The following is a 17,872-nucleotide window of genomic DNA, read 5'->3' as shown; positions in this document are numbered from 1 at the left end:
CATCTCCGAGATGATCGCGATGGGCACCTGCGAGGCGTAGGCGGCCACCAGGTCGGCGGAGCCGCCGGACGGCAGGGCCGCCAGCAGTTCGGCGGTCACGGATTCGACGCGCTCGCGCAGGCGGGCGATCGCGCGCGGGGTGAACGCCGACGCGACGGGTTTGCGCATACGGGAGTGGTCGGGCTGGTCGATCACGAGCATGGACGGCGGGCTCACCGGATTGGGCGGCAGCTCCGCCATCTGCATCAGGCGGCGCAGCGGTTTGGGGACGAAGCCCTCGGCCGCGGCGACGCCGAAGCTGGTGTCGCGCAGGACGGTACGGCACAGCTCGTGGTCGGCGGTCGCCCAGCCGAACGGCGTGCGCACGATCCGCCCCCGCGCCCGGATCGACTCGAGCAGCGGTATCGGGTCCTGTACGGCGGCGGGCGCGGACATCAGCTGTGCCAGCGTCTCCCCGCGCCGGGAATAGGTCCGCAGCGCCAGCCGCGGGGTTCCCTGTACCACCAGCCACCGAAACCAGTACCGCGGCTTCATCGCCATCCCCGTTCGTCGTCCGGACCTCCCACCACCGTACGGAACCCCACCGTGCAGTGAAACGTCCCACAGTCGGACCGCCACCACCTACCGGGGTAGGAGAACCCCTCTGTCTTCGAAAAGTCAGAGGCGGGTGGTGGTGACGCGTTCGGTGGCGATGCGGGCGTCGAGCTTTGTGAGGTCGGGGTTGACGACCTGGACCAGGGAGGCGCCGGCGGCGTAGACGGCGAGGAGGCCGTCGATCAGGTCGGCCGGGGTGTCCCACGGGGTGCTGGACAGGACCCGGTCGTCGGCGGTGAAACCTTGGCGCTCGGCCGATTTGCCGGCCTCGGCGAGGAGGTCGGCGGCCGGCATGCCGTCCAGGGCGGGACCGGCGCCGCCGGGCAGGAACTGGTCGCCGTGGGTGCGGACGGAGGTCGCGTAGTCGGTGACGCCGATCGGCAGGTCGCGCACGGGGGCGCCCATCGGATCCAGCGACAGCGCCGCCACCTCGGTCACCTCGTCGACGTCGGCGAGGCGGTCCGCGGTCACCAGGGCCAGTTCGGCGTCGGCGTCCGGGCGCAGCACCACCTCCGCGCCGGCCCACCAGCAGCCCAGCAGCACCGCCGCGGTCTGCCAGTGCGCGGGCAGCAGTACGGCCACCCGGCCGCCGGGCGCGATGCCGAATTCGTCGCGAATCATGTTGGCGGTCTTGGCGGCCCAGTTCGCCAGCGTCAGGGCGGACAGTTCGATGCGCGCGCCGGTGGCGTCGTCGTAATAGGTGATCCGGGGGCCGGCGGGGTCGCGGGCGAGGATCGGATCGAGCAGAGCCGCGGTGACGGTCTGGGTCAGTTCACGCATTTCGGTCCGTTCTGGCCTGCGGTGATGGGTGGCGGGGGCGGTACGGGCGTCGCCGTGCCGGAGGATCCCGAGGACCCGGACATGTCGAACAGGCTGCCCGCCGCCGAACCCGGACCAGAGTAGTCACCGGCGATCACCACGCGGGCCGACCCCTCCGCGAGCCCGGCCTCCGCGATCACCGGCAGCCCGCCCAGCGCCTTGGCGACCGCCTTCGCTTTCGCGTCGGAGGTGTCGCGGGCCAGCACCCGGCTGCTCTGCACCGGCCCGCCGATCCAGTTGTCCACCGTGCCGGTGCGGAAACCCTTGCCCACCAACGCCTGTGCGACCTGCCCGGCCAGGCCCGGGGTGCCGCTGGCGTTGTAGACGTCCGCGGTCACCGACGACGGGGCGGCCGCGTCCGAATCCTTCGGCTTGTCGGCCACCATTCCGGCGACGTACGCCTTCACGGCCGACGAATCCACCTTGACGACCGATTCCCCGTCCGCGGTACTGCCGTTGAGATCCTTGACGGGGATCGTCTCGAATCGCACCTGCCCGCCGGACAGATCCTGCAACTGCTGCAGGAACTGCATGACGTTCCAGTCCTCGTCGAGCACGATCGTGCGGCCGACGGCATCGCTGAGCTGCTGTAACTTCCCGGGATTGGCCAGGATTCGCGCGCTCAGCGTCTGGTTCACCAGCCCGGCCATGAACACCTGCTGTCGCACGATCCGGTCCAGATCGCCGCGCGGCAGGTCGTGGCGCTGGCGCACGAAGCTCAGGGCCTGCGGTCCGTTCAGGCGCTGGTCGCCCGCGGGGAAGTCCGCGCCCGACAGCGGTTCGTCGACCGCGTTGTTCAGACAGACGTCCACGCCGCCGACGGCATCGGTGAGCAGCACGAAACCGAGCAGGCTGACCTCGGCGTAGTGGTCCACGGTGATGCCGGTGAGGTTGGCGACGGTCTTGATCAGCGCCTGCCTGCCGGCCTCGGTGGACTGCCGTTCGATGTCGGCGGTCGATTTGCCCTGATCGGCCAGTTTCTGCCGCGACGCCTCCTTGCTGGCGCCGTAGGCCGAATTGATCTTGCCCATGCCGACGCCCGGGATATCGACATAGGAGTCACGGGGGATGGACACGGCGGTGGCGGAACGGCCGTCGTTGGGCACCCGGACCAGCACAATGGTGTCGGTGTTGGTGCCGACCTCGTCGCCCGCGTGCAGCATGGCGCGCTCGTCGGCCGACAGCGGATTGCCGCGGGCGTCGGTGCGGCTGTCGATGCCGACCATCAGGATGTCGGTGGCGCCGTCGCGCCCGCCGCCGAGACCCAGGTTGCCGATGCGCTGAATGCCCGAGATCAGGCCGTCGACGCTGTGCCAGCCGAATCCGGTGACGATGAATACGACGACCGCGGCCGCCGCGGCGAGCATCCGGCCGGACCGGTTGTCGGGTTGTCCGGCGCGCGGCCCGGCGTCGCGCGGCCGCCACTCCGATCCAGCTCTTGTCCGCGCCACCCTCGTATTCCTTCCGATATCCCCCTGACCCCGGCTCGACGGCTCCGTCAGCATGTCCTCCCCTGAGCATGAGGCTAGTCAACGCTGCGCCGCCGAGGGTTCAACCGCTGATGGCTCGGCGTGCCAGACTGGCCGCGTGACTGCTGTGCCTCCCGCCGCCGTACCGGCCGATCGACCGCGACTCGTCGTCACGGGCGCGGGCGGGCAGCTGGGGCGGGCCGTGCTCGCCCACGAGCCCGCCGCCCTCGCGCTCGGCCACCACGATCTGGACATCACCGACGCCGCCGCGGTGCGCAAGGTGCTGCGCCCGGACGACATCCTGCTCAACTGCGCGGCCTACACCGCCGTCGACGCGGCCGAATCCGAGCCCGACGCCGCCTTCGCGGGCAATGCGACCGGCCCGGCGGTACTGGCGGAGGAATGCCGCGCGGTGGGGGCGCGGATGGTGCACATCTCCACCGACTACGTCTTCGACGGCACCTCCACCCGGCCCTACGAGCCGGGCGATCCCACCTCGCCCACGAGCGTGTACGGGCGGTCCAAACTGGCGGGCGAGGAGGCGGTGCTGCGGTCGGGCCCGGGGGCGCACATCGTGCGCACTGCGTGGGTCTACACCGGCGACCGCCGGGACTTCGTCGCCACCATGCGCCGCCTGGAGCGCGAGCGGGAGACGGTGACGGTGGTCGACGACCAGACCGGCTCCCCGACCTTCGCCCCGGATCTGGCCGCCGGACTGCTGGAGTTGACCTCCCGGATCGCCGCGGGCGACGAGCTTCCGCCGATCCTGCACGCCACCAATACCGGCCGCGCGACCTGGTACGACGTCGCGCGCGCGGTGTTCGCCGGGGTGGGTGCCGATCCGGACCGGGTGCGGCCGTGCACGAGCGCCGAATATCCCAGTCCCGTACGGCGCCCGGCGTATTCGGTGCTGTCCGACGAAGCCTGGATCGCGGCCGGTCTCAGCCCGCTGCGGGATTGGCGGGAGGCACTGGGGGACGCGCTGCGCCGCGTCGCCGACTAGGCTGCGTCCTCGTGAACGCCACGGATTCAGTCGCACGGCCGGGCCTGGCCGTTGTCACGGTGACCTACTCGCCCGGTGAGCACCTCGAGCACTTCATCAGTACGCTAGCCACCGCCACCGGTGAGAAACCGCAGGTCATCCTCGCGGACAACGGATCGACCGACGGCACACCGGAATTGGCGGCCGAGGCGAACGAGCATGTGCGGCTGCTGCGCACCGGGGGCAATATCGGCTACGGCGGCGCCATCAACCGCGCCGTCGCCGAGATCGATCCGGATATCGAGTTCATCGTGATCTCCAACCCGGACATCCGCTGGGGCACCGACTCCATCGATCAGCTGCTGGCCGCCGCGCGCCGCTGGCCGCGGGCGGGCGCGGTGGGCCCGCTGGTGCGCGAGCCCGACGGCAGCCTGTACCCCTCGGCGCGCTCGGTGCCCGGACTCCTCGACGGCGCCGGGCACGCAATACTCGGCACCGTCTGGCCCGGCAACCCCTGGAGCCGCCGGTACCGCCAGGAGAACGAGGAGATCTCGGAGCGCACGGTCGGCTGGCTGTCGGGTTCCTGCCTGCTGGTGCGCCGCGAGGCCTTCGACAGCATCGACGGATTCGATTCCCGGTACTTCATGTATATGGAGGATGTCGATTTCGGCGACCGGATGGGTCGCGCCGGCTGGCACAATGTGTACGTGCCGACGGCGGAGGTGACGCACGCGAAGGGGCATGCGGCGGGTCGCCACCCGGAGACGATGCTGCCGGCCCACCACGCCTCCGCGTACCGCTTCCAGGCGGACCGGCATCCGCACTGGTGGCAGGCCCCGTTGCGGTTGGCCCTGCGCGCCGGACTTGCGATCCGCTGCCGCCTTGCGGTTCGATCTGCGCTGCGCGAGCGAGATCGCGCCGCGCAGCAGTAGGGCGCGACGATCGTTCACCCACGTCTCGCGTGGACCGAACCTGAACAGGGGAGTTTGATGCCGGACACCACCGCTGTACCGGCCGGCGCCGGGACCGATGCCGTGATCCTGGTCGGCGGCCAGGGCACCCGGCTGCGCCCGTTGACGCTGTCCGCGCCCAAGCCCATGCTGCCGGTGGCCGGCCTGCCGTTCCTGCACCACCTGCTCGCGCGCATCGCCGACGCCGGGATCACCCACGTGGTGCTGGGCACGTCGTTCAAGGCGGAGGTGTTCGAGGAGCACTTCGGCGACGGCGCGGACCTGGGCCTGGACCTCGAGTACGTCACCGAGACCCAGCCGCTGGGCACCGGCGGCGGCATCCGCAACGTCCTGCCCAAGCTGCGCGCCGACACCGTGCTGGTGTTCAACGGCGACGTGCTGGGCGGCGCCGATCTGGGCGCGGTGCTCGACACCCACGCCTCGACCAACGCCGACGTGACGCTGCACCTGGTGCGGGTGAGCGATCCGCGCGCGTTCGGCTGCGTGCCGACCGACGACAGTGGCCGGGTGACGGCGTTTCTGGAGAAAACGCAGGATCCGCCGACCGATCAGATCAACGCCGGTTGCTACGTGTTCCGCCGCGAGTACATCGAGAAGATCCCGGCCGGTCGCCCGGTCTCGGTGGAGCGCGAGGTGTTCCCCTCGCTGCTGGCCGAGGGCGCGCACATCCAGGGTCACGTGGACAACTCGTACTGGCGCGATATGGGCACCCCCGAGGATTTCGTGCGCGGCTCCGCGGATCTGGTGCGCGGTATCGCGCCGTCGCCCGCCCTGCCGTCGCAGCGCGGCGAGTCGCTGGTGCACGGCGGGGCCGGGGTCGCCCCGGGCGCGCTGCTGATCGGCGGCACGGTCGTGGGCCGGGGCGCCGAGGTCGGGGCGGGGGCCCGGCTGGACGGTGCGGTGCTGTTCGACGGCGCTCGCGTGGAAGCCGGTGCGACGGTGGAACGGTCGATCATCGGCTTCGGCGCCCGCATCGGCCCGCGCGCCCTGGTGCGCGATGCCGTAATCGGTGACGGTGCCAGCGTCGGCGCGCGTTGCGAACTGCTGCGCGGTGCCCGCATCTGGCCGGGTGTCGACCTGCCCGACGGAGGCATCCGCTTCTCCACCGACGTGTAGCCGCGACGGAAAAGCAATGCATAGCTATCTTGCCTAGCAATGCTAGAATCTCGGTGGTGAGCACCCAGACACGCAAGGAGCGGCAGCGGGCCGAGCGTCATCGCCTGATCATCGACACCGCTCGCGAGATCGCCGAGGCGCAGGGCTGGGACGCGGTGACCGTCCGGCGGCTGGCCGATGCCATCGAGTACAGCCAGCCCGTGCTGTACAGCCATTTCGCTGGGAAGGACGCGATCGTCGCCGCGGTGGCCGAACAGGGCTGCGCCGAGATGGCGGCCGAGTCCAAGCGCCTGCGGGAGGCCGCGGCCACGCCCGAACAGGCGCTGACCGCGGTGGCCCGGGGCTATCTGGAGTTCGCCCGCCGCAGCCCGGCGCTGTACGACGCGATGTTCGTGCTCAAGGTGGATCTCCGGTTCGGTGAGGACGCGCCCCAGGCGCTGAAAGACGCGTTCGGCGAGCTGGCGGCGGTCTTCGCGCCCTTCGCCGGCGACGAGGATGTCGAGACCTTCACCGAGGTCTGCTGGAGCGCCCTGCACGGCCTCGCGACCCTGGAGGAGCACGGCCGCCTGCGGCCCGACTTTCGCGACCAGCGCCTGGCCATTCTCGTCCGTCACTGGACCCGGGGCTGAGAGCGACGCCACCGCGACCGGGCGGACCCCGCGCCTACAGTGGTGATCATGGCGGATGCGGTAGTGGTCGGATCGGGGCCGAACGGGCTTGCCGCGGCGGTGATTATGGCCCGCGCCGGCCTGGAGGTCGAGGTGCACGAGGCCGCGGATACCGTCGGCGGCGGATGCCGGACGGCCGAATTGACACTGCCGGGCTATCGGCACGACGTGTGTGCGGGCGCCCAGCCGATGGCGCTGGCGTCGCCGTTCTTCCGCGCCTTCGATCTGGCCGCGCACGGCGTCGAGCTGCTGACGCCCGAGGTCTCCTACGCGCATCCGCTGGACGGGGGAGCGGCCGGGGTGGCCTGGCGCGACCTGAACCGGACGGCCGACGATCTGGGGCGCGACGGGGCCGCCTGGCGACGCCTGTTCGGTCCGCTGGTCCGGCACTGGGAACGCCTCGTCGACCTCGGGATGTCGGATATGCGGCATCCGCCGCTGGACGCGGTGACGGGGGTGCGGTTCGGGCGGCGGCTGCTCGAACAGTCGACGCCGCTGTGGGACCTGCGTTTTCGCGAGGAGGTCGCGCCCGCGCTGTTCACCGGGGTGAGCGCGCACGCCATTATCCCGCCGCGCGCGTTCTCGGCCGCGGGTGTCGCCCTGCTACTCGGCAGCCTGGCCCATGCGGGCGGCTGGCCGGTGCCGCGCGGCGGCAGTCAGGCGATCATGGACGCGCTGGCGGCCGAGGTCGAGCGGCACGGCGGGCGGATCGTGACCGGCCACCGCGTCGACTCGCTGGCCGAATTCGACGGCGTGCGTACGGTTCTGCTCGACACCGCGCCCACCGAACTGCTGCGCCTCGCCGGTGATCGCCTGCCCGCCCGGTACGCGAAGCGGCTGGGGCGGTTCCGCTACGGGGACGCGGCCTGCAAGGTCGACTTCGCGCTGTCGGGCCCGGTGCCGTGGTCGGCCGCGGGCTTGGATCGGGCGGGGACGCTGCACGTGGTCGGCACCCGCGCCGAGGCCGTGGCGGCCGAGCGGGCGGTCGCGGCCGGGCGGCACGCCGATCGCCCGTACGTGCTGGTGATCCAGCCCGGCGTCGTGGATTCCTCGCGGGCCCCCGCGGGCGGCCACACGCTCTACGCCTACGCCCACGTGCCGAACGGGTCCACCCGCGACATCAGCGGTGACGTCATCGCCCAGATCGAGCGCTTCGCACCGGGTTTCCGCGACCTGATCCTGGCTCAGCACGTCCGCACCGCCGCGGCGATGCCCGCCTACAACGCCAACTACGTCGGCGGCGACATCTCGGCGGGCGCGATGACCTTCGCCCAGACCGTCTTCCGCCCCACCCCCCGCTGGAACCCGTACGGCACACCCATCCCCGGCGTCTACTTCTGCTCCTCCGCCACCCCGCCGGGCCCCGGCGTCCACGGCATGTCCGGCCTCCACGCCGCCCGCCACGCCCTACGAGACCACCACATCACCACAGACCCGCTGACAGTGCTCCGTGGGGCGGCAGCCGCCACGTAGACGACCTCACACCGGCTGCGTGCGATACAGATCGGGCTCGATGTACATCACCCGGGCGATCGGGACGGCTGTACGGACCCGGCCCTCCGCCTCATCGATGGCCGCGGCGATGTCCTTGATCTCCAGGCCCGGCACGATCGAGACCTTCGCGGCGACCAGAAGCTCGTCGGGGCCGAGGTATTCGGTGCGCAGGTGGATCACGCGATCGATGCGACTGCCGTCGACCAGGTTCTCGCGGATGGCCCGATCCTGGTCGGGGGTGGCGCCCTCGCCGATCAGCAGGCTCTTCATCTCCACGATCAGCACGACGGCGATGATGCCGAGCAGGGCGCCGATGCCGAGGGTGCCGATACCGTCCCAGACCGGATCGCCGGTCACGATCGTGAGCAGGATCGCGCCCAGCGCGAGCACCAGGCCGATGAGGGCGCCGGTGTCCTCCAGCAGCACCACCGGAAGTTCCGGGTTGCGGGAATTGCGGATGAACCGCCACCAGCTCGAATTACCGCGCAGCGGCGCCGATTCGCGCATGGCGGTGACGAAGCTGTAGCCCTCCAGCGCGATGGCCAGCACCAGGATCGTGATCGCCACGATCGGCGACGTCAGCTCCTCCGGATGCTGGACCTTGTGGATGCCCTCGTAGATCGAGAACATCGAGCCGAGCGAGAACAGCACCAGCGCGACCACGAACGAGTAGAAGTAGCGATTGCGCCCGTACCCGAACGGGTGCAGCGCGTCGGCCTCCTGTTCGGCCCGCTTCTGCCCGAGCAACAGCAGCCCCTGGTTGCCGGTGTCGGCCACCGAGTGGACGCCTTCGGCCAGCATCGAGCCGGAGCCCGTGATCGCCGCGCCGATGAACTTCGCGATGGCGATGCCGAGGTTCGCGCTCAGCGCCGCGAGGATCGCCTTCTTACCGCCACCCGCAGACATGGTGCCGCATCGGTCCTTTCGTTCACCGCACGCCGAAACCCGGCATGTCCGGTTTGCCCGAGTACCCTACCGTCATCGTCCCGGCGCGTCGCCGCCCGCCGTTCGTGTTCCCGGCATGCTCTTGGCCGGGATCATCATTCCCCGCCGACACACGCGCAGAACAGCTGCGCCGCGCCGTCGACCGCCTGCGCGCGGATGGTGGTGTCCGCGGCCGAGATCCAGGCCGCGGTTCCCTGGGGGATCCGCAGCTCGTCCGTGCCTTGCAGCAGCCGCACCGTGCCGGCCGTGCACAATATGATGCCCGGTCCGGTGCGCGGCACCGGCGTCGGCTCCGCATCCGCCGCGAGTTCGAAGCGGCGCAGCGCGAATTCGAGGGCGGGGGTGCTGTAGCCGTACGAGCCGGATCCGTCCGCGGCCACCTCGACCGGCTCCGCCTCCACGATCGGCACGGTCAGCGGTTCGAAGTCGAGCACCCGCAGCAGCTCCGGCACGTCGACGTGCTTGGGGGTCAGCCCGCCGCGCAGCACGTTGTCGGAGTTGGCCATGATCTCCACCCCGACGCCGCTCAGGTAGGCGTGCAGATTCCCGGCCGCCAGGAACAGCCCCTGACCCGGTTCCAGGGTGATCCGGTTCAGCAGCAGCGCGGCCAGCACGCCGGCGTCGCCGGGATAGGCCTCGGCCAGCTCCAGCGCGGTCTGCGCCTCGGCCGTGAACTCCTTGCCCGGACCCGCCTCGCCGTTCTTGTCCGACAGGTACCGCACACAGCCGTCGAGCACCTTCGGCAGCAGCTTCGCGAGCATCGCCTGCGGCAGCGTGATCCAGGTGGTGAACAGCGTCCGCAGCCCGGCCGAATCCGGCTGGGCGCCCAGCAGATCGGCGTACGGGACGAGTTCGGGAACCGCCAGCGATTTCAGCAGCGCGACCGTCCGGTTCGGATCGCGGAATCCGGCCAGCGCCTCGAACCGCCCCAGCGCCACCACCAGCTCGGGCTTGTGGCTGTCGTCGCGGTAGTTGCGCATCGGCGAATCCAGCGGGACCCGCGCGTGGTTCTCCTGCTCGAATCCGGCGCGTGCCTGGGCGGCACTGGGGTGCGCCTGCAGGGACAGCGGCTCCTCGGCGGCCAGGATCTTGAGCAGGAACGGCAGCCGCCCGTCGAATGCCGGTGCGACCGCGCCCAGTTCGCGTTCCGGATCCGCGGCGACCACATCGAGCAGCGAGCTGCTGTGGCCGTCGATGCGCACCTGCGCGGGATCGGCGGGATGGGCGCCGAACCACAGTTCGGCCTCCGGATGGGCGGACGGGACCGGTCGGCCGCACAGCTGAGCGAGTGCGGTGCGCGAACCCCAGGCGTAGGAACGCAACGCACCAACGAGTTCGTGCACTAGTAGGGTCCCCCGTCGTACCGTTCGGGACGGTCGTCGGCGGGGCGGCAACCCAGTAAGCGCAGATACGCCGCCGCCATCTCCAGCCGGAGTACCAGCACCGCAAGCTGTTCCAGTTCGCTGCCGCGGCTCGCGCCCGGCGGCCGGGGCTCCTCGGCCCGCGGCACGCCGGCCTCGGTGCTCATCAGCTCGGTGTCCACATTCACCAAGTCGGCGTCGACCAGCCCCGCGCTCGCGCCGAACACCGCCAGCCGCCGTCGCGCCGCCACCTGGTCGGCGTCGGAACTCACCACGAAGATCCGGACGCGCTCGACCGGCGCGGGGCCGTCGAGCTGCTCGTCGTGGAACAGCGGATCGTAACCGGGCGCGGCCACCCCGGCCGATTCGATCAGGCGGGCGTTCGCGGCCACGGCGTCGGCGAGGCCCGTGGCGGCGGCGATCCGGCCCGCGGCCGGCAGCAGTACCTCGGCGGCATGCGCGGCGACCTGGGCCGCGGCGGGGGAGTCGCCGGTCAGCACGATGCGGCGCTCCTGCATCCGGGCGGCGAGGGTCTTGGCGGGGTTGTGGAAGACCTCGTTGTGCGGACCGTCGCGCAGCGCCTCGGCATCGAGCACGTCGGCGAGCACGGTCAGATCGGGGACCAGCGGGCCGATCCGGACCGGATCCACGGCGTGCAGCACCGCGATGCCGACGGCCAGGAACCGGACCATCCGGTTGTGGTCGAGGACGCGCACCCGCGGCGGCAGCAGCGCGGCCCGCCCGGCGGCGGCCGCGCGCATCGGCCCCTCCTCGGGCGCCGCGACGACGACCTCGGCCCCGCGTTTGACGGCGCGGTCGACGGCCCCGATCAGGCGCGGGTCGCCCGCGTCGTCCCCGGCCACCAGCACCGCGTCCAGCGGGCCCACCCACTGCGGGATGGCGGTGGCGGGAACGATGGGCAGGCCGGCGTGGTCGCCCAGCGCGGCGATCAGCAGTGCGGCGGCGCGGTCGGCCCGGCCGGAGCCGGAGACGAGTACCAGGCTGCGCGGGTTCATATCCCGCAGCCGCACGAGCACATCCTCGTCGACCGCCGCGGCGGTGGCGCGCACCTGCGCACCCGCCGACGCCGCCGAACGTAATGTTCCTCCGGAGTCGGCGGCCTCCAGCGAGGCGACGTCATCGAGATCGAGTACCGGTGTCCCTGCGATCATCGGGCGTTGCCACCTCCCCTCAATCGGGTCACCAGGCCGGGTGCGCGCCCGGGTGAAGCTTTAACTGCGAACGAATTCGCACCTTGTGATTCCACTATTCCAGTCAGCCGCGGACGATGCTCAGGATCTCGGTTACGAGTGCGTCTACTTCTTCCTGAGATCGTGCTTCGACGTTGAGACGCAACAGCGGCTCCGTATTGGAGGCGCGCAGATTGAACCAGGCGTCCTCCGGCAGCTGCACGGTGACCCCGTCCATGCGGTCGACCGATTTCGCCCGCCCCTCGAATGCGGTGAGTACGGCGCGGGTGCGGTCCTGCGCATCGTCCACCGTGGAGTTGATCTCCCCGGAGGCGGCGTAGGTCGTGTACGACGAGGCCAGCTCCGACAGCGGCCGGTCCTTCTCGCTGTGTTCGACGCGGCGTCCACGGGTCCCTCCGTGGTTACGCAGGCTGCCGCCTCCGGGCCCGTCGCTCCCGCCGAGCGCGGCGAGCACGTGCATGGCCGCGAGCATGCCGGAGTCGGCGCCCCAGAAGTCGCGGAAGTAGTAGTGCGCCGAGTGCTCGCCGCCGAAGATCGCGCCGGTGGCCGCCATCTGCTGCTTGATGAAGGAGTGCCCGACGCGGGTGCGCACCGGGGTGCCGCCCAGCTCGGTCACCAGCTCCGGCACCGTCCGCGAGGTGATGAGGTTGTGGATGACGGTCGCGCCCGGCTCCTTGGCCAGCTCGCGCTCGGCGACCAGCGCGGTCACCGCGGACGGCGCGACCGGTTCGCCGCGCTCGTCGACGACGAAGCAGCGGTCGGCGTCCCCGTCGAACGCCAGGCCGATGTCGGCGCCGGTCTCGCGGACGAAGCGTTGCAGGTCGACGAGGTTCTTCGGGTCCAGCGGGTTGGCCTCGTGGTTGGGGAACGAGCCGTCCAGCTCGAAGTACAGCGGCTCGATCTCCAGCTGCGTCACCGGGCCCAGGACCGCGGGCACCGTGTGGCCGCCCATGCCGTTGCCGGCGTCGACGGCGACCTTCAGCGACCGGATGCCGCTCAGATCGACCAGTCCGCGCAGGAATTCGGCATACGCGTCGAGCAGGTCCTGCTCGGTCATATCGCCGCGCGGGCCGTCGTGGGCGGGCACGCCGCCGACGAGTTCGTCGGTGATGGTGGCCAGCCCGGTGTCCTGGCCGACCGGCAGCGCGTTGGCCCGGCACAGCTTGATGCCGTTGTAGCGGGCCGGGTTGTGGCTCGCGGTGAACATGGCGCCGGGGCAGCCGAGGTGTCCGGAGGCGAAGTACAGCTCGTCGGTGGAGGCCAGGCCGATCTGCACGACATCGAGGCCCTGATCGAGCACGCCGTGAGCGAAGGCGCCGGACAGGCCTGGCGAGGAATCCCGCATATCGTGCCCGATGACGACTCTGGTCGCGCCCTCGCCGCGCATCAGCCGGGCGAAGGAGGCGCCCACGTCCCGCACGAAATCCGCATCGATCTGTTCTCCGACCACACCGCGAACGTCGTACGCCTTGACAACTGCTTTCACGGACTCGGCAGACCGGGCGACTGTCATGACAGACACCCTAGTAGGCGAGCCGCCCGCAGAGTATTCGGTACACCTATGGGTGTTCTGAGAACCGCCCTACTTCGCCGTAGGCGAACATCGGCCGACCAGTCCGCTCTTCCCACCCAACGCATACGGCAGCGACATCCACCTCGTTCCGGCTGACCGCTGACATCCACCTCGTTCCGGCTGACCGCTGCCCTTCGTTTCCGGCACGCTTTTGGCCGGAAACCATCGTTGGCCATACGGTTTCCGGCCAAAAGCACGCCGGAAAAATGAGGTGCTGCCGGTCGGGAGGTGCTGCCGGTGGGGAGGCGCTGCCGGTGGAGAGGCGCTGCCGGTGGAGAGGCGCTGCCGGTGGAGAGGCGCTGCCGGTCAGTTCGGGGGATCTGGGAGGACGCGCAGGTGGCCGCGGCGGCCGGTACGGCCGGGGCGGGCCGGGCGCTGACGCTGCGGGGCGGGGGCGGCGTACTCGGATTGGCCCGGGTAGCCGGGGTAGCCGCGCGGGTCGGGTTCCGGTGCGCGGCGGCGCATCCCGGCCTCCCGGACGGCCTCGGCGAGCGCGGTCAGGTCGTCCTCGTCCGGAGCGGAGAAGCCGCCCTCGTGGCGGACCATCTCCCAGCCCTTCGGCGCGGTGATCCGCGAGCCGTGGGTGTCGCACAGATCCCAGGAATGGGGTTCGGCGACCGTGGCCAGCGGGCCGACGACGGCCGTCGAGTCGGAGTACACGTAGGTGAGCGTCGCGACGGCCGGGTTCTTGCAGCCGGGGCGGCAGCAACGACGCATGGGAATCACGTCTTGGAGGGTAACCCGCCGCGGCCCCGCGCGCTGTGAGACACGCGAGGATGCGGCCGGGTTCACCGGTTTTCGGGGTCGAATCCACCGAGTACTAGATTCGACACATGACCCGTTCACGGAAGCGGCCGCCCACCGCGCGGTCGGTGATACGTCGTGGGCGTGGGGTGCGCGGACCCATGCTGCCACCGACCGTGCCGGCCTGGCGCACCCGGGGACAGCAGTTCGACCGGCTGGTGCTCGAGGCGTTCGCCCCGCTGGACAGCCGGTGGCACGATCGACTCACCAAACTGGATATCGCGGTGGACGACGTGCCGAAAATCCGCCCGCTGCACCCGGATTCGGTGACCTGGCCGGACGAGGTCGTCGCCGACGGCCCGGTCCCGCTGTCGAGGCTGGTCCCGGCCGGTGTGGACCGGCACGGCGCCGCCACGAGGGCCCGCGTCGTACTGTTCCGCAAGCCGCTGGAACTGCGCGCCGGCGACCCCGACGACCTGGTGGACCTCCTGCGCGAGGTGCTGGTCCAGCAGATCGCCACGTACCTGGGTGTAGATCCGGACGTCATCGACCCGGAGGAATGACGCCTCCGGGTAATGGGCCCGGACTACGCCTCCGGGTACTGGGCCCGGACTACGCCTCCGGGTAATGGGCCCGGATCACGCCTCCGGGTAATGGGCCCGGGTAGCTCCGGGTAATGGGCATGGTGCTCTGGAAGGGGCCGTGCCCGCCGTGCGCTTCCCTCGTGCAGCGCAGCGGCGGTCGGGCCCGCTTCGTCAGCTGATGCCGCGCTTCAGGCGGCGGCGCTCCCGTTCGGAGAGGCCGCCCCAGATGCCGAAGCGCTCGTCGTGCGCGAGTGCGTATTCCAGGCACTCGTCACGGACCTCGCAGCCCAGGCAGATCCGCTTCGCCTCGCGGGTCGAGCCGCCCTTCTCGGGGAAGAACGCCTCCGGATCCGTCTGGGCACACAGCGCCCGTTCCTGCCACTGCTCCTCGATGCTGTCGAACATGGCGTCGAAGTCGGTGACGATGAGGCTCAGTTTCGGCGGTTCGGGCGCTTGCTGTGCCCGTGCCCACTGTCCTCCCTGCGGTGGTGTCACCGTTCCCCCCTCTCGTTCGTCGTTCCGGCTGTCAGCGCAGGCGCCAGGTGCTGCGCCTGCTGTGGAATCGGTTTGCGATACACCGCTCGAATTGCCCGACGGGGCCCAGTTCTCGGCCATCGCTCCGCCTCCTCACTATGTGTTAGCGCAGAATGATTTTCCGTCGGAATCAATCTGCCCACCGACGGCCCAACACCGCGACGTTGTCCCGCGGACATCCCCGAGCGCGTCATCCCGATACGAACGGGTGTTCGAAAAGTGGCCCACGCCTTGCACTCTCGCGCGGGCCCGGAATGACATGTCTGTGATTAGACACGCCGGACGCGGCGATGGTCAAGCTGCCGACACAATTCCGTTACTATCCGCGACCGCCTTCGGCGCGGTTCGGTAACCCTCGAGTAGCAAATGAGCAGCTAATACGCTCCGGAACGCTACCTCGGCGGCACCGCATAGGCTGTGCGGATGTGACTGGAGAACAAGCGGACATCGCGCCCGTGAGCGGCCCGCGCATTGCCGTGCTGGTCGGTGGAGTCGGGGGTGCGCGCTTCTTGCAGGGCGTGCGCGAATTGCTGCCGGAGGCCGACGTCTCGGCCGTGGTCAACGTCGGCGACGACGTCTGGATGCACGGGTTGCGAATCTGTCCCGACCTGGACACCTGCATGTACACCCTGGGTGGCGGCATCGACACCGAGCGTGGCTGGGGCCGGGTGGGTGAGACCTGGCACGCCAAGGAGGAACTGGCGAAGTATCACGCGCAGCCGGATTGGTTCGGGCTCGGTGATCGCGATATCGCCACGCATCTGGTTCGCAGTGAAATGTTGCGCGCCGGGTACCCGCTCTCGGCGGTCACGGAGGCCTTGTGCAACCGCTGGCAGCCCGGCGTGAAACTTGTCCCCGCAACCGACGACAGATGTGAAACACATGTTGTCATCAGCGACCCGGAGAAGCCTGGCGAACGTCGCGCGATTCATTTCCAGGAGTGGTGGGTACGCTATCGCGCGACCGTCGAGACCCATGGATTCGTCACAATCGGGGCGGATCAGGCCAAACCGGCCCCAGGTGTGACGCAAATCATAGAAGAAGCTGACGTGGTTCTGCTGGCCCCCTCGAACCCCGTGGTGAGCATTGGTTCCGTGCTCTCCGTGCCCGGTATTCGCGGTGCGCTGCGCACCACTCGCGCGCGGGTGGTGGGCCTGTCCCCGGTGATCGACGGAAAGCCGTTGCGCGGCATGGCGGACGAATGCCTGTCGGTGATCGGCGTCGAGACCTCGGCGGAGGCCGTCGGGCGGCACTACGGCGCCCGCACGGAGACGGGCATTCTGGACGGCTGGCTGATCCATTCCACCGATACGGCCGAGGTGCCGGGAGTCGAGGTGCGGAGCGTGCCCCTGTTGATGACCGATCCCGCCGCCACCGCCGAAATGGTGCGCGAGGCACTGGATCTCGCGGGGGTGAAGCCGTGAGCGAGCCGATCGCACCCGGATTCGTCCCGCCGCCCGCCGGTGACCACGCGCCCGGCGGGGAGCTGAGCATTCTGCCCGTGACCGGGCTGCCCGAATTCCGCCCCGGCGACGATGTCGCCGAACACCTCGCGGCGCGGGCGCCCTGGCTGCGCGACGGCGACGTGGTGGTGATCACCAGCAAGATCGTCGCGAAGGCCGAGGGCCGGGTCGTCACCGCGCCCACCGATCCCGAGGAGCGGGATGCGCTGCGGCGCAGGCTGGTCCGCGACGAGGCGGTGCGGGTGCTGGCCCAGAAGGGCCGGACGCTGATCACCGAGAACCGCATCGGCATCGTGCAGGCGGCCTCCGGTATCGACGGCTCCAATGTCGAGCAGAACGAACTGGTGCTGCTGCCCGCCGACCCCGACGGGAGCGCCAAGGCGCTGCGGTCCGCGCTGGCCGATCGGCTGGGAGTCGATGTCGCCGTGGTCATCACCGACACCATGGGCCGCGCGTGGCGGGTCGGCCAGACCGATGCCGCGATCGGCGCGGCCGGGCTGCGCGTCCTGCACGACTACGCCGGCGCTATCGACGGGCAGGGCAACGAACTTCAGGTCACGCAGGTGGCCGTCGCGGACGAACTGGCCGCCGCGGCCGATCTGGCGAAGGGGAAGCTGGGTGGCGTCCCGGTCGCCGTGGTACGCGGCTGGACCCCCTACGACGACGGCTCCACCGCCGCGGCCCTGTTGCGCGGCGGCGAGGAGGACCTGTTCTGGCTGGGCACCGCCGAGGCCCTCGATCGAGGTCGCGGCGAGGCGCTGCTGCTGCGGCGCTCGGTGCGGCAGTTCGCCGATACGCCTGTCGATCCCGAGCTGATCCGCTCCGCCGTCTCCGTGGCGCTGACCGCGCCCGCGCCGCACCACACCCGCCCGGTGCGGTTCGTGTGGCTGCGCCGCGACGACGTGCGCGAGCGGCTGTTGCAGGCGATGGCGGACAAGTGGCGCGCGGACCTCACGGCCGACGGCCTGCCCGCCGAGCGGGTGGAACGCCGGATCGCCCGGGGCCGCATCCTTTTCGACGCCCCCGAGGTGATCATCCCGTTCTGCGTTCCCGACGGCGCGCACGACTATCCGGACCAGCGCCGCCGCGACGCCGAGTCGACCATGTTCACCGTGGCCGTCGGCGCAGCCGTGCAGGGCCTGCTGGTTTCCCTCGCCACCAAGGGCGTCGGCAGCTGCTGGATCGGATCCACGATCTTCGCCCCCGAGATCACCCGCGACGTGCTGGGCCTGGAACCCGACTGGAACCCGCTGGGCGGCATAGCCATCGGCTATCCGACCGAGGAGCTGACGCCCCGGGAGCCGCGCGACACCGGGTTCGGGCTGCTCGAGTTGTGAGACGAAA

16 protein-coding genes and 1 pseudogene are annotated in these 17,872 nt (G+C 70.7%); 8 read left to right on the top strand and 9 right to left on the bottom strand.

Translation table 11 applies throughout. The features are described 5' to 3' along the window. From ON41_RS25110 to ON41_RS25100, 3 genes and pseudogenes are all read right to left on the bottom strand, one after another. Positions 1-540, bottom strand: a pseudogene (locus tag ON41_RS25110) (cytochrome P450); the annotation flags it as partial. Positions 541-657: 117 nt separating this feature from the next. Then, the gene (locus tag ON41_RS25105; protein WP_040750238.1) at positions 658-1,374 is read right to left on the bottom strand and encodes a TIGR03089 family protein; all 717 of its coding nucleotides are present in this window, start codon (positions 1,372-1,374) and stop codon (positions 658-660) included. Continuing rightward, positions 1,362-2,780 carry an LCP family protein gene (locus ON41_RS25100; protein WP_040750222.1) on the bottom strand — a complete coding sequence of 473 codons (1,419 nt, stop codon included), beginning with the start codon at positions 2,778-2,780 and terminating at the stop codon, positions 1,362-1,364. Before ON41_RS25100 ends, ON41_RS25105 begins: the two co-directional genes overlap by 13 nt. Positions 2,781-3,000: 220 nt before the next feature. On the opposite strand from ON41_RS25100, the gene rfbD reads away from it, so the two are divergent. Genes rfbD through ON41_RS25075 form a run of 5 tightly spaced genes read left to right on the top strand, consistent with a single transcriptional unit; the run spans position 3,001 to position 8,092 of the window. Then, positions 3,001-3,885 (top strand): dTDP-4-dehydrorhamnose reductase, encoded by an 885-nt coding sequence (rfbD, locus tag ON41_RS25095; RefSeq protein WP_246829607.1) that lies wholly within the window; start codon positions 3,001-3,003, stop codon positions 3,883-3,885. 11 nt (positions 3,886-3,896) lie between these two features. Next, positions 3,897-4,796: a glycosyltransferase family 2 protein gene (locus ON41_RS25090; RefSeq protein WP_051162420.1), complete on the top strand. Its 900-nt coding sequence runs from the start codon at positions 3,897-3,899 to the stop codon at positions 4,794-4,796. A 57-nt stretch (positions 4,797-4,853) separates the two neighbouring features. After that, on the top strand, positions 4,854-5,951 hold the full coding sequence (manB, locus tag ON41_RS25085) for a mannose-1-phosphate guanylyltransferase (protein ID WP_040750220.1): 1,098 nt from the start codon (positions 4,854-4,856) through the stop codon (positions 5,949-5,951). A gap of 56 nt (positions 5,952-6,007) precedes the next feature. Continuing rightward, positions 6,008-6,580 carry a TetR/AcrR family transcriptional regulator gene (locus ON41_RS25080; protein ID WP_040750219.1) on the top strand — a complete coding sequence of 191 codons (573 nt, stop codon included), beginning with the start codon at positions 6,008-6,010 and terminating at the stop codon, positions 6,578-6,580. Between the two features lie 48 nt (positions 6,581-6,628). Then, positions 6,629-8,092 (top strand): phytoene desaturase family protein, encoded by a 1,464-nt coding sequence (locus tag ON41_RS25075; protein WP_040750236.1) that lies wholly within the window; start codon positions 6,629-6,631, stop codon positions 8,090-8,092. Between the two features lie 6 nt (positions 8,093-8,098). On the opposite strand, the gene ON41_RS25070 is transcribed toward ON41_RS25075, so the two are convergent. The 5 genes from ON41_RS25070 to ON41_RS25050 all read right to left on the bottom strand — a co-directional run bounded on the left by ON41_RS25070 (position 8,099) and on the right by ON41_RS25050 (position 13,920). Further along, complete coding sequence (locus ON41_RS25070) at positions 8,099-9,019, bottom strand: cation diffusion facilitator family transporter (protein ID WP_040750218.1); 921 nt, start codon at positions 9,017-9,019, stop codon at positions 8,099-8,101. 134 nt (positions 9,020-9,153) lie between these two features. Next, positions 9,154-10,401, bottom strand: coding sequence for a mannose-6-phosphate isomerase, class I (manA, locus tag ON41_RS25065; protein WP_040750217.1), 1,248 nt, complete (start codon positions 10,399-10,401; stop codon positions 9,154-9,156). Continuing rightward, complete coding sequence (locus ON41_RS25060; protein ID WP_040750216.1) at positions 10,401-11,591, bottom strand: TobH protein; 1,191 nt, start codon at positions 11,589-11,591, stop codon at positions 10,401-10,403. The genes manA and ON41_RS25060 overlap by 1 nt, the downstream gene beginning before the upstream one ends. A gap of 103 nt (positions 11,592-11,694) precedes the next feature. After that, positions 11,695-13,143 carry a phosphomannomutase/phosphoglucomutase gene (locus ON41_RS25055; RefSeq protein WP_040750215.1) on the bottom strand — a complete coding sequence of 483 codons (1,449 nt, stop codon included), beginning with the start codon at positions 13,141-13,143 and terminating at the stop codon, positions 11,695-11,697. Positions 13,144-13,509: 366 nt separating this feature from the next. Then, positions 13,510-13,920 carry a DUF3499 domain-containing protein gene (locus ON41_RS25050; protein WP_063709949.1) on the bottom strand — a complete coding sequence of 137 codons (411 nt, stop codon included), beginning with the start codon at positions 13,918-13,920 and terminating at the stop codon, positions 13,510-13,512. Between the two features lie 116 nt (positions 13,921-14,036). Here ON41_RS25050 and ON41_RS25045 point away from each other — a divergent pair, with 116 nt between their 5' ends. Then, entirely contained in the window at positions 14,037-14,510 is a 474-nt protein-coding gene (locus tag ON41_RS25045) for a metallopeptidase family protein (protein ID WP_218003555.1), read from the top strand. 192 nt (positions 14,511-14,702) lie between these two features. Here the strand turns inward: ON41_RS25045 and ON41_RS25040 are convergent, their stop codons facing one another. Next, a complete protein-coding gene (locus tag ON41_RS25040; RefSeq protein WP_040750212.1) occupies positions 14,703-14,936 on the bottom strand; it encodes a WhiB family transcriptional regulator in 234 nt (77 codons plus the stop codon). Between the two features lie 584 nt (positions 14,937-15,520). On the opposite strand from ON41_RS25040, the gene cofD reads away from it, so the two are divergent. Together cofD and ON41_RS25030 are read left to right on the top strand one after the other, a co-directional pair. Continuing rightward, positions 15,521-16,489, top strand: a complete 969-nt coding sequence (gene cofD, locus ON41_RS25035; RefSeq protein WP_083905618.1) for a 2-phospho-L-lactate transferase — start codon at positions 15,521-15,523, stop codon at positions 16,487-16,489. After that, positions 16,486-17,865, top strand: coding sequence for a coenzyme F420-0:L-glutamate ligase (locus ON41_RS25030; RefSeq protein WP_246829606.1), 1,380 nt, complete (start codon positions 16,486-16,488; stop codon positions 17,863-17,865). The genes cofD and ON41_RS25030 overlap by 4 nt, the downstream gene beginning before the upstream one ends. The last annotated feature ends 7 nt before the right edge of the window (positions 17,866-17,872 follow it).

The sequence above is a fragment of the Nocardia transvalensis NBRC 15921 genome, assembly GCF_000308875.1.
Taxonomy (GTDB): Bacteria; Actinomycetota; Actinomycetes; order Mycobacteriales; family Mycobacteriaceae; genus Nocardia; species Nocardia transvalensis.
The sequence above is the reverse complement of the archived record's forward strand: the minus strand, read 5'-3'. Positions and strand labels throughout refer to the sequence as shown.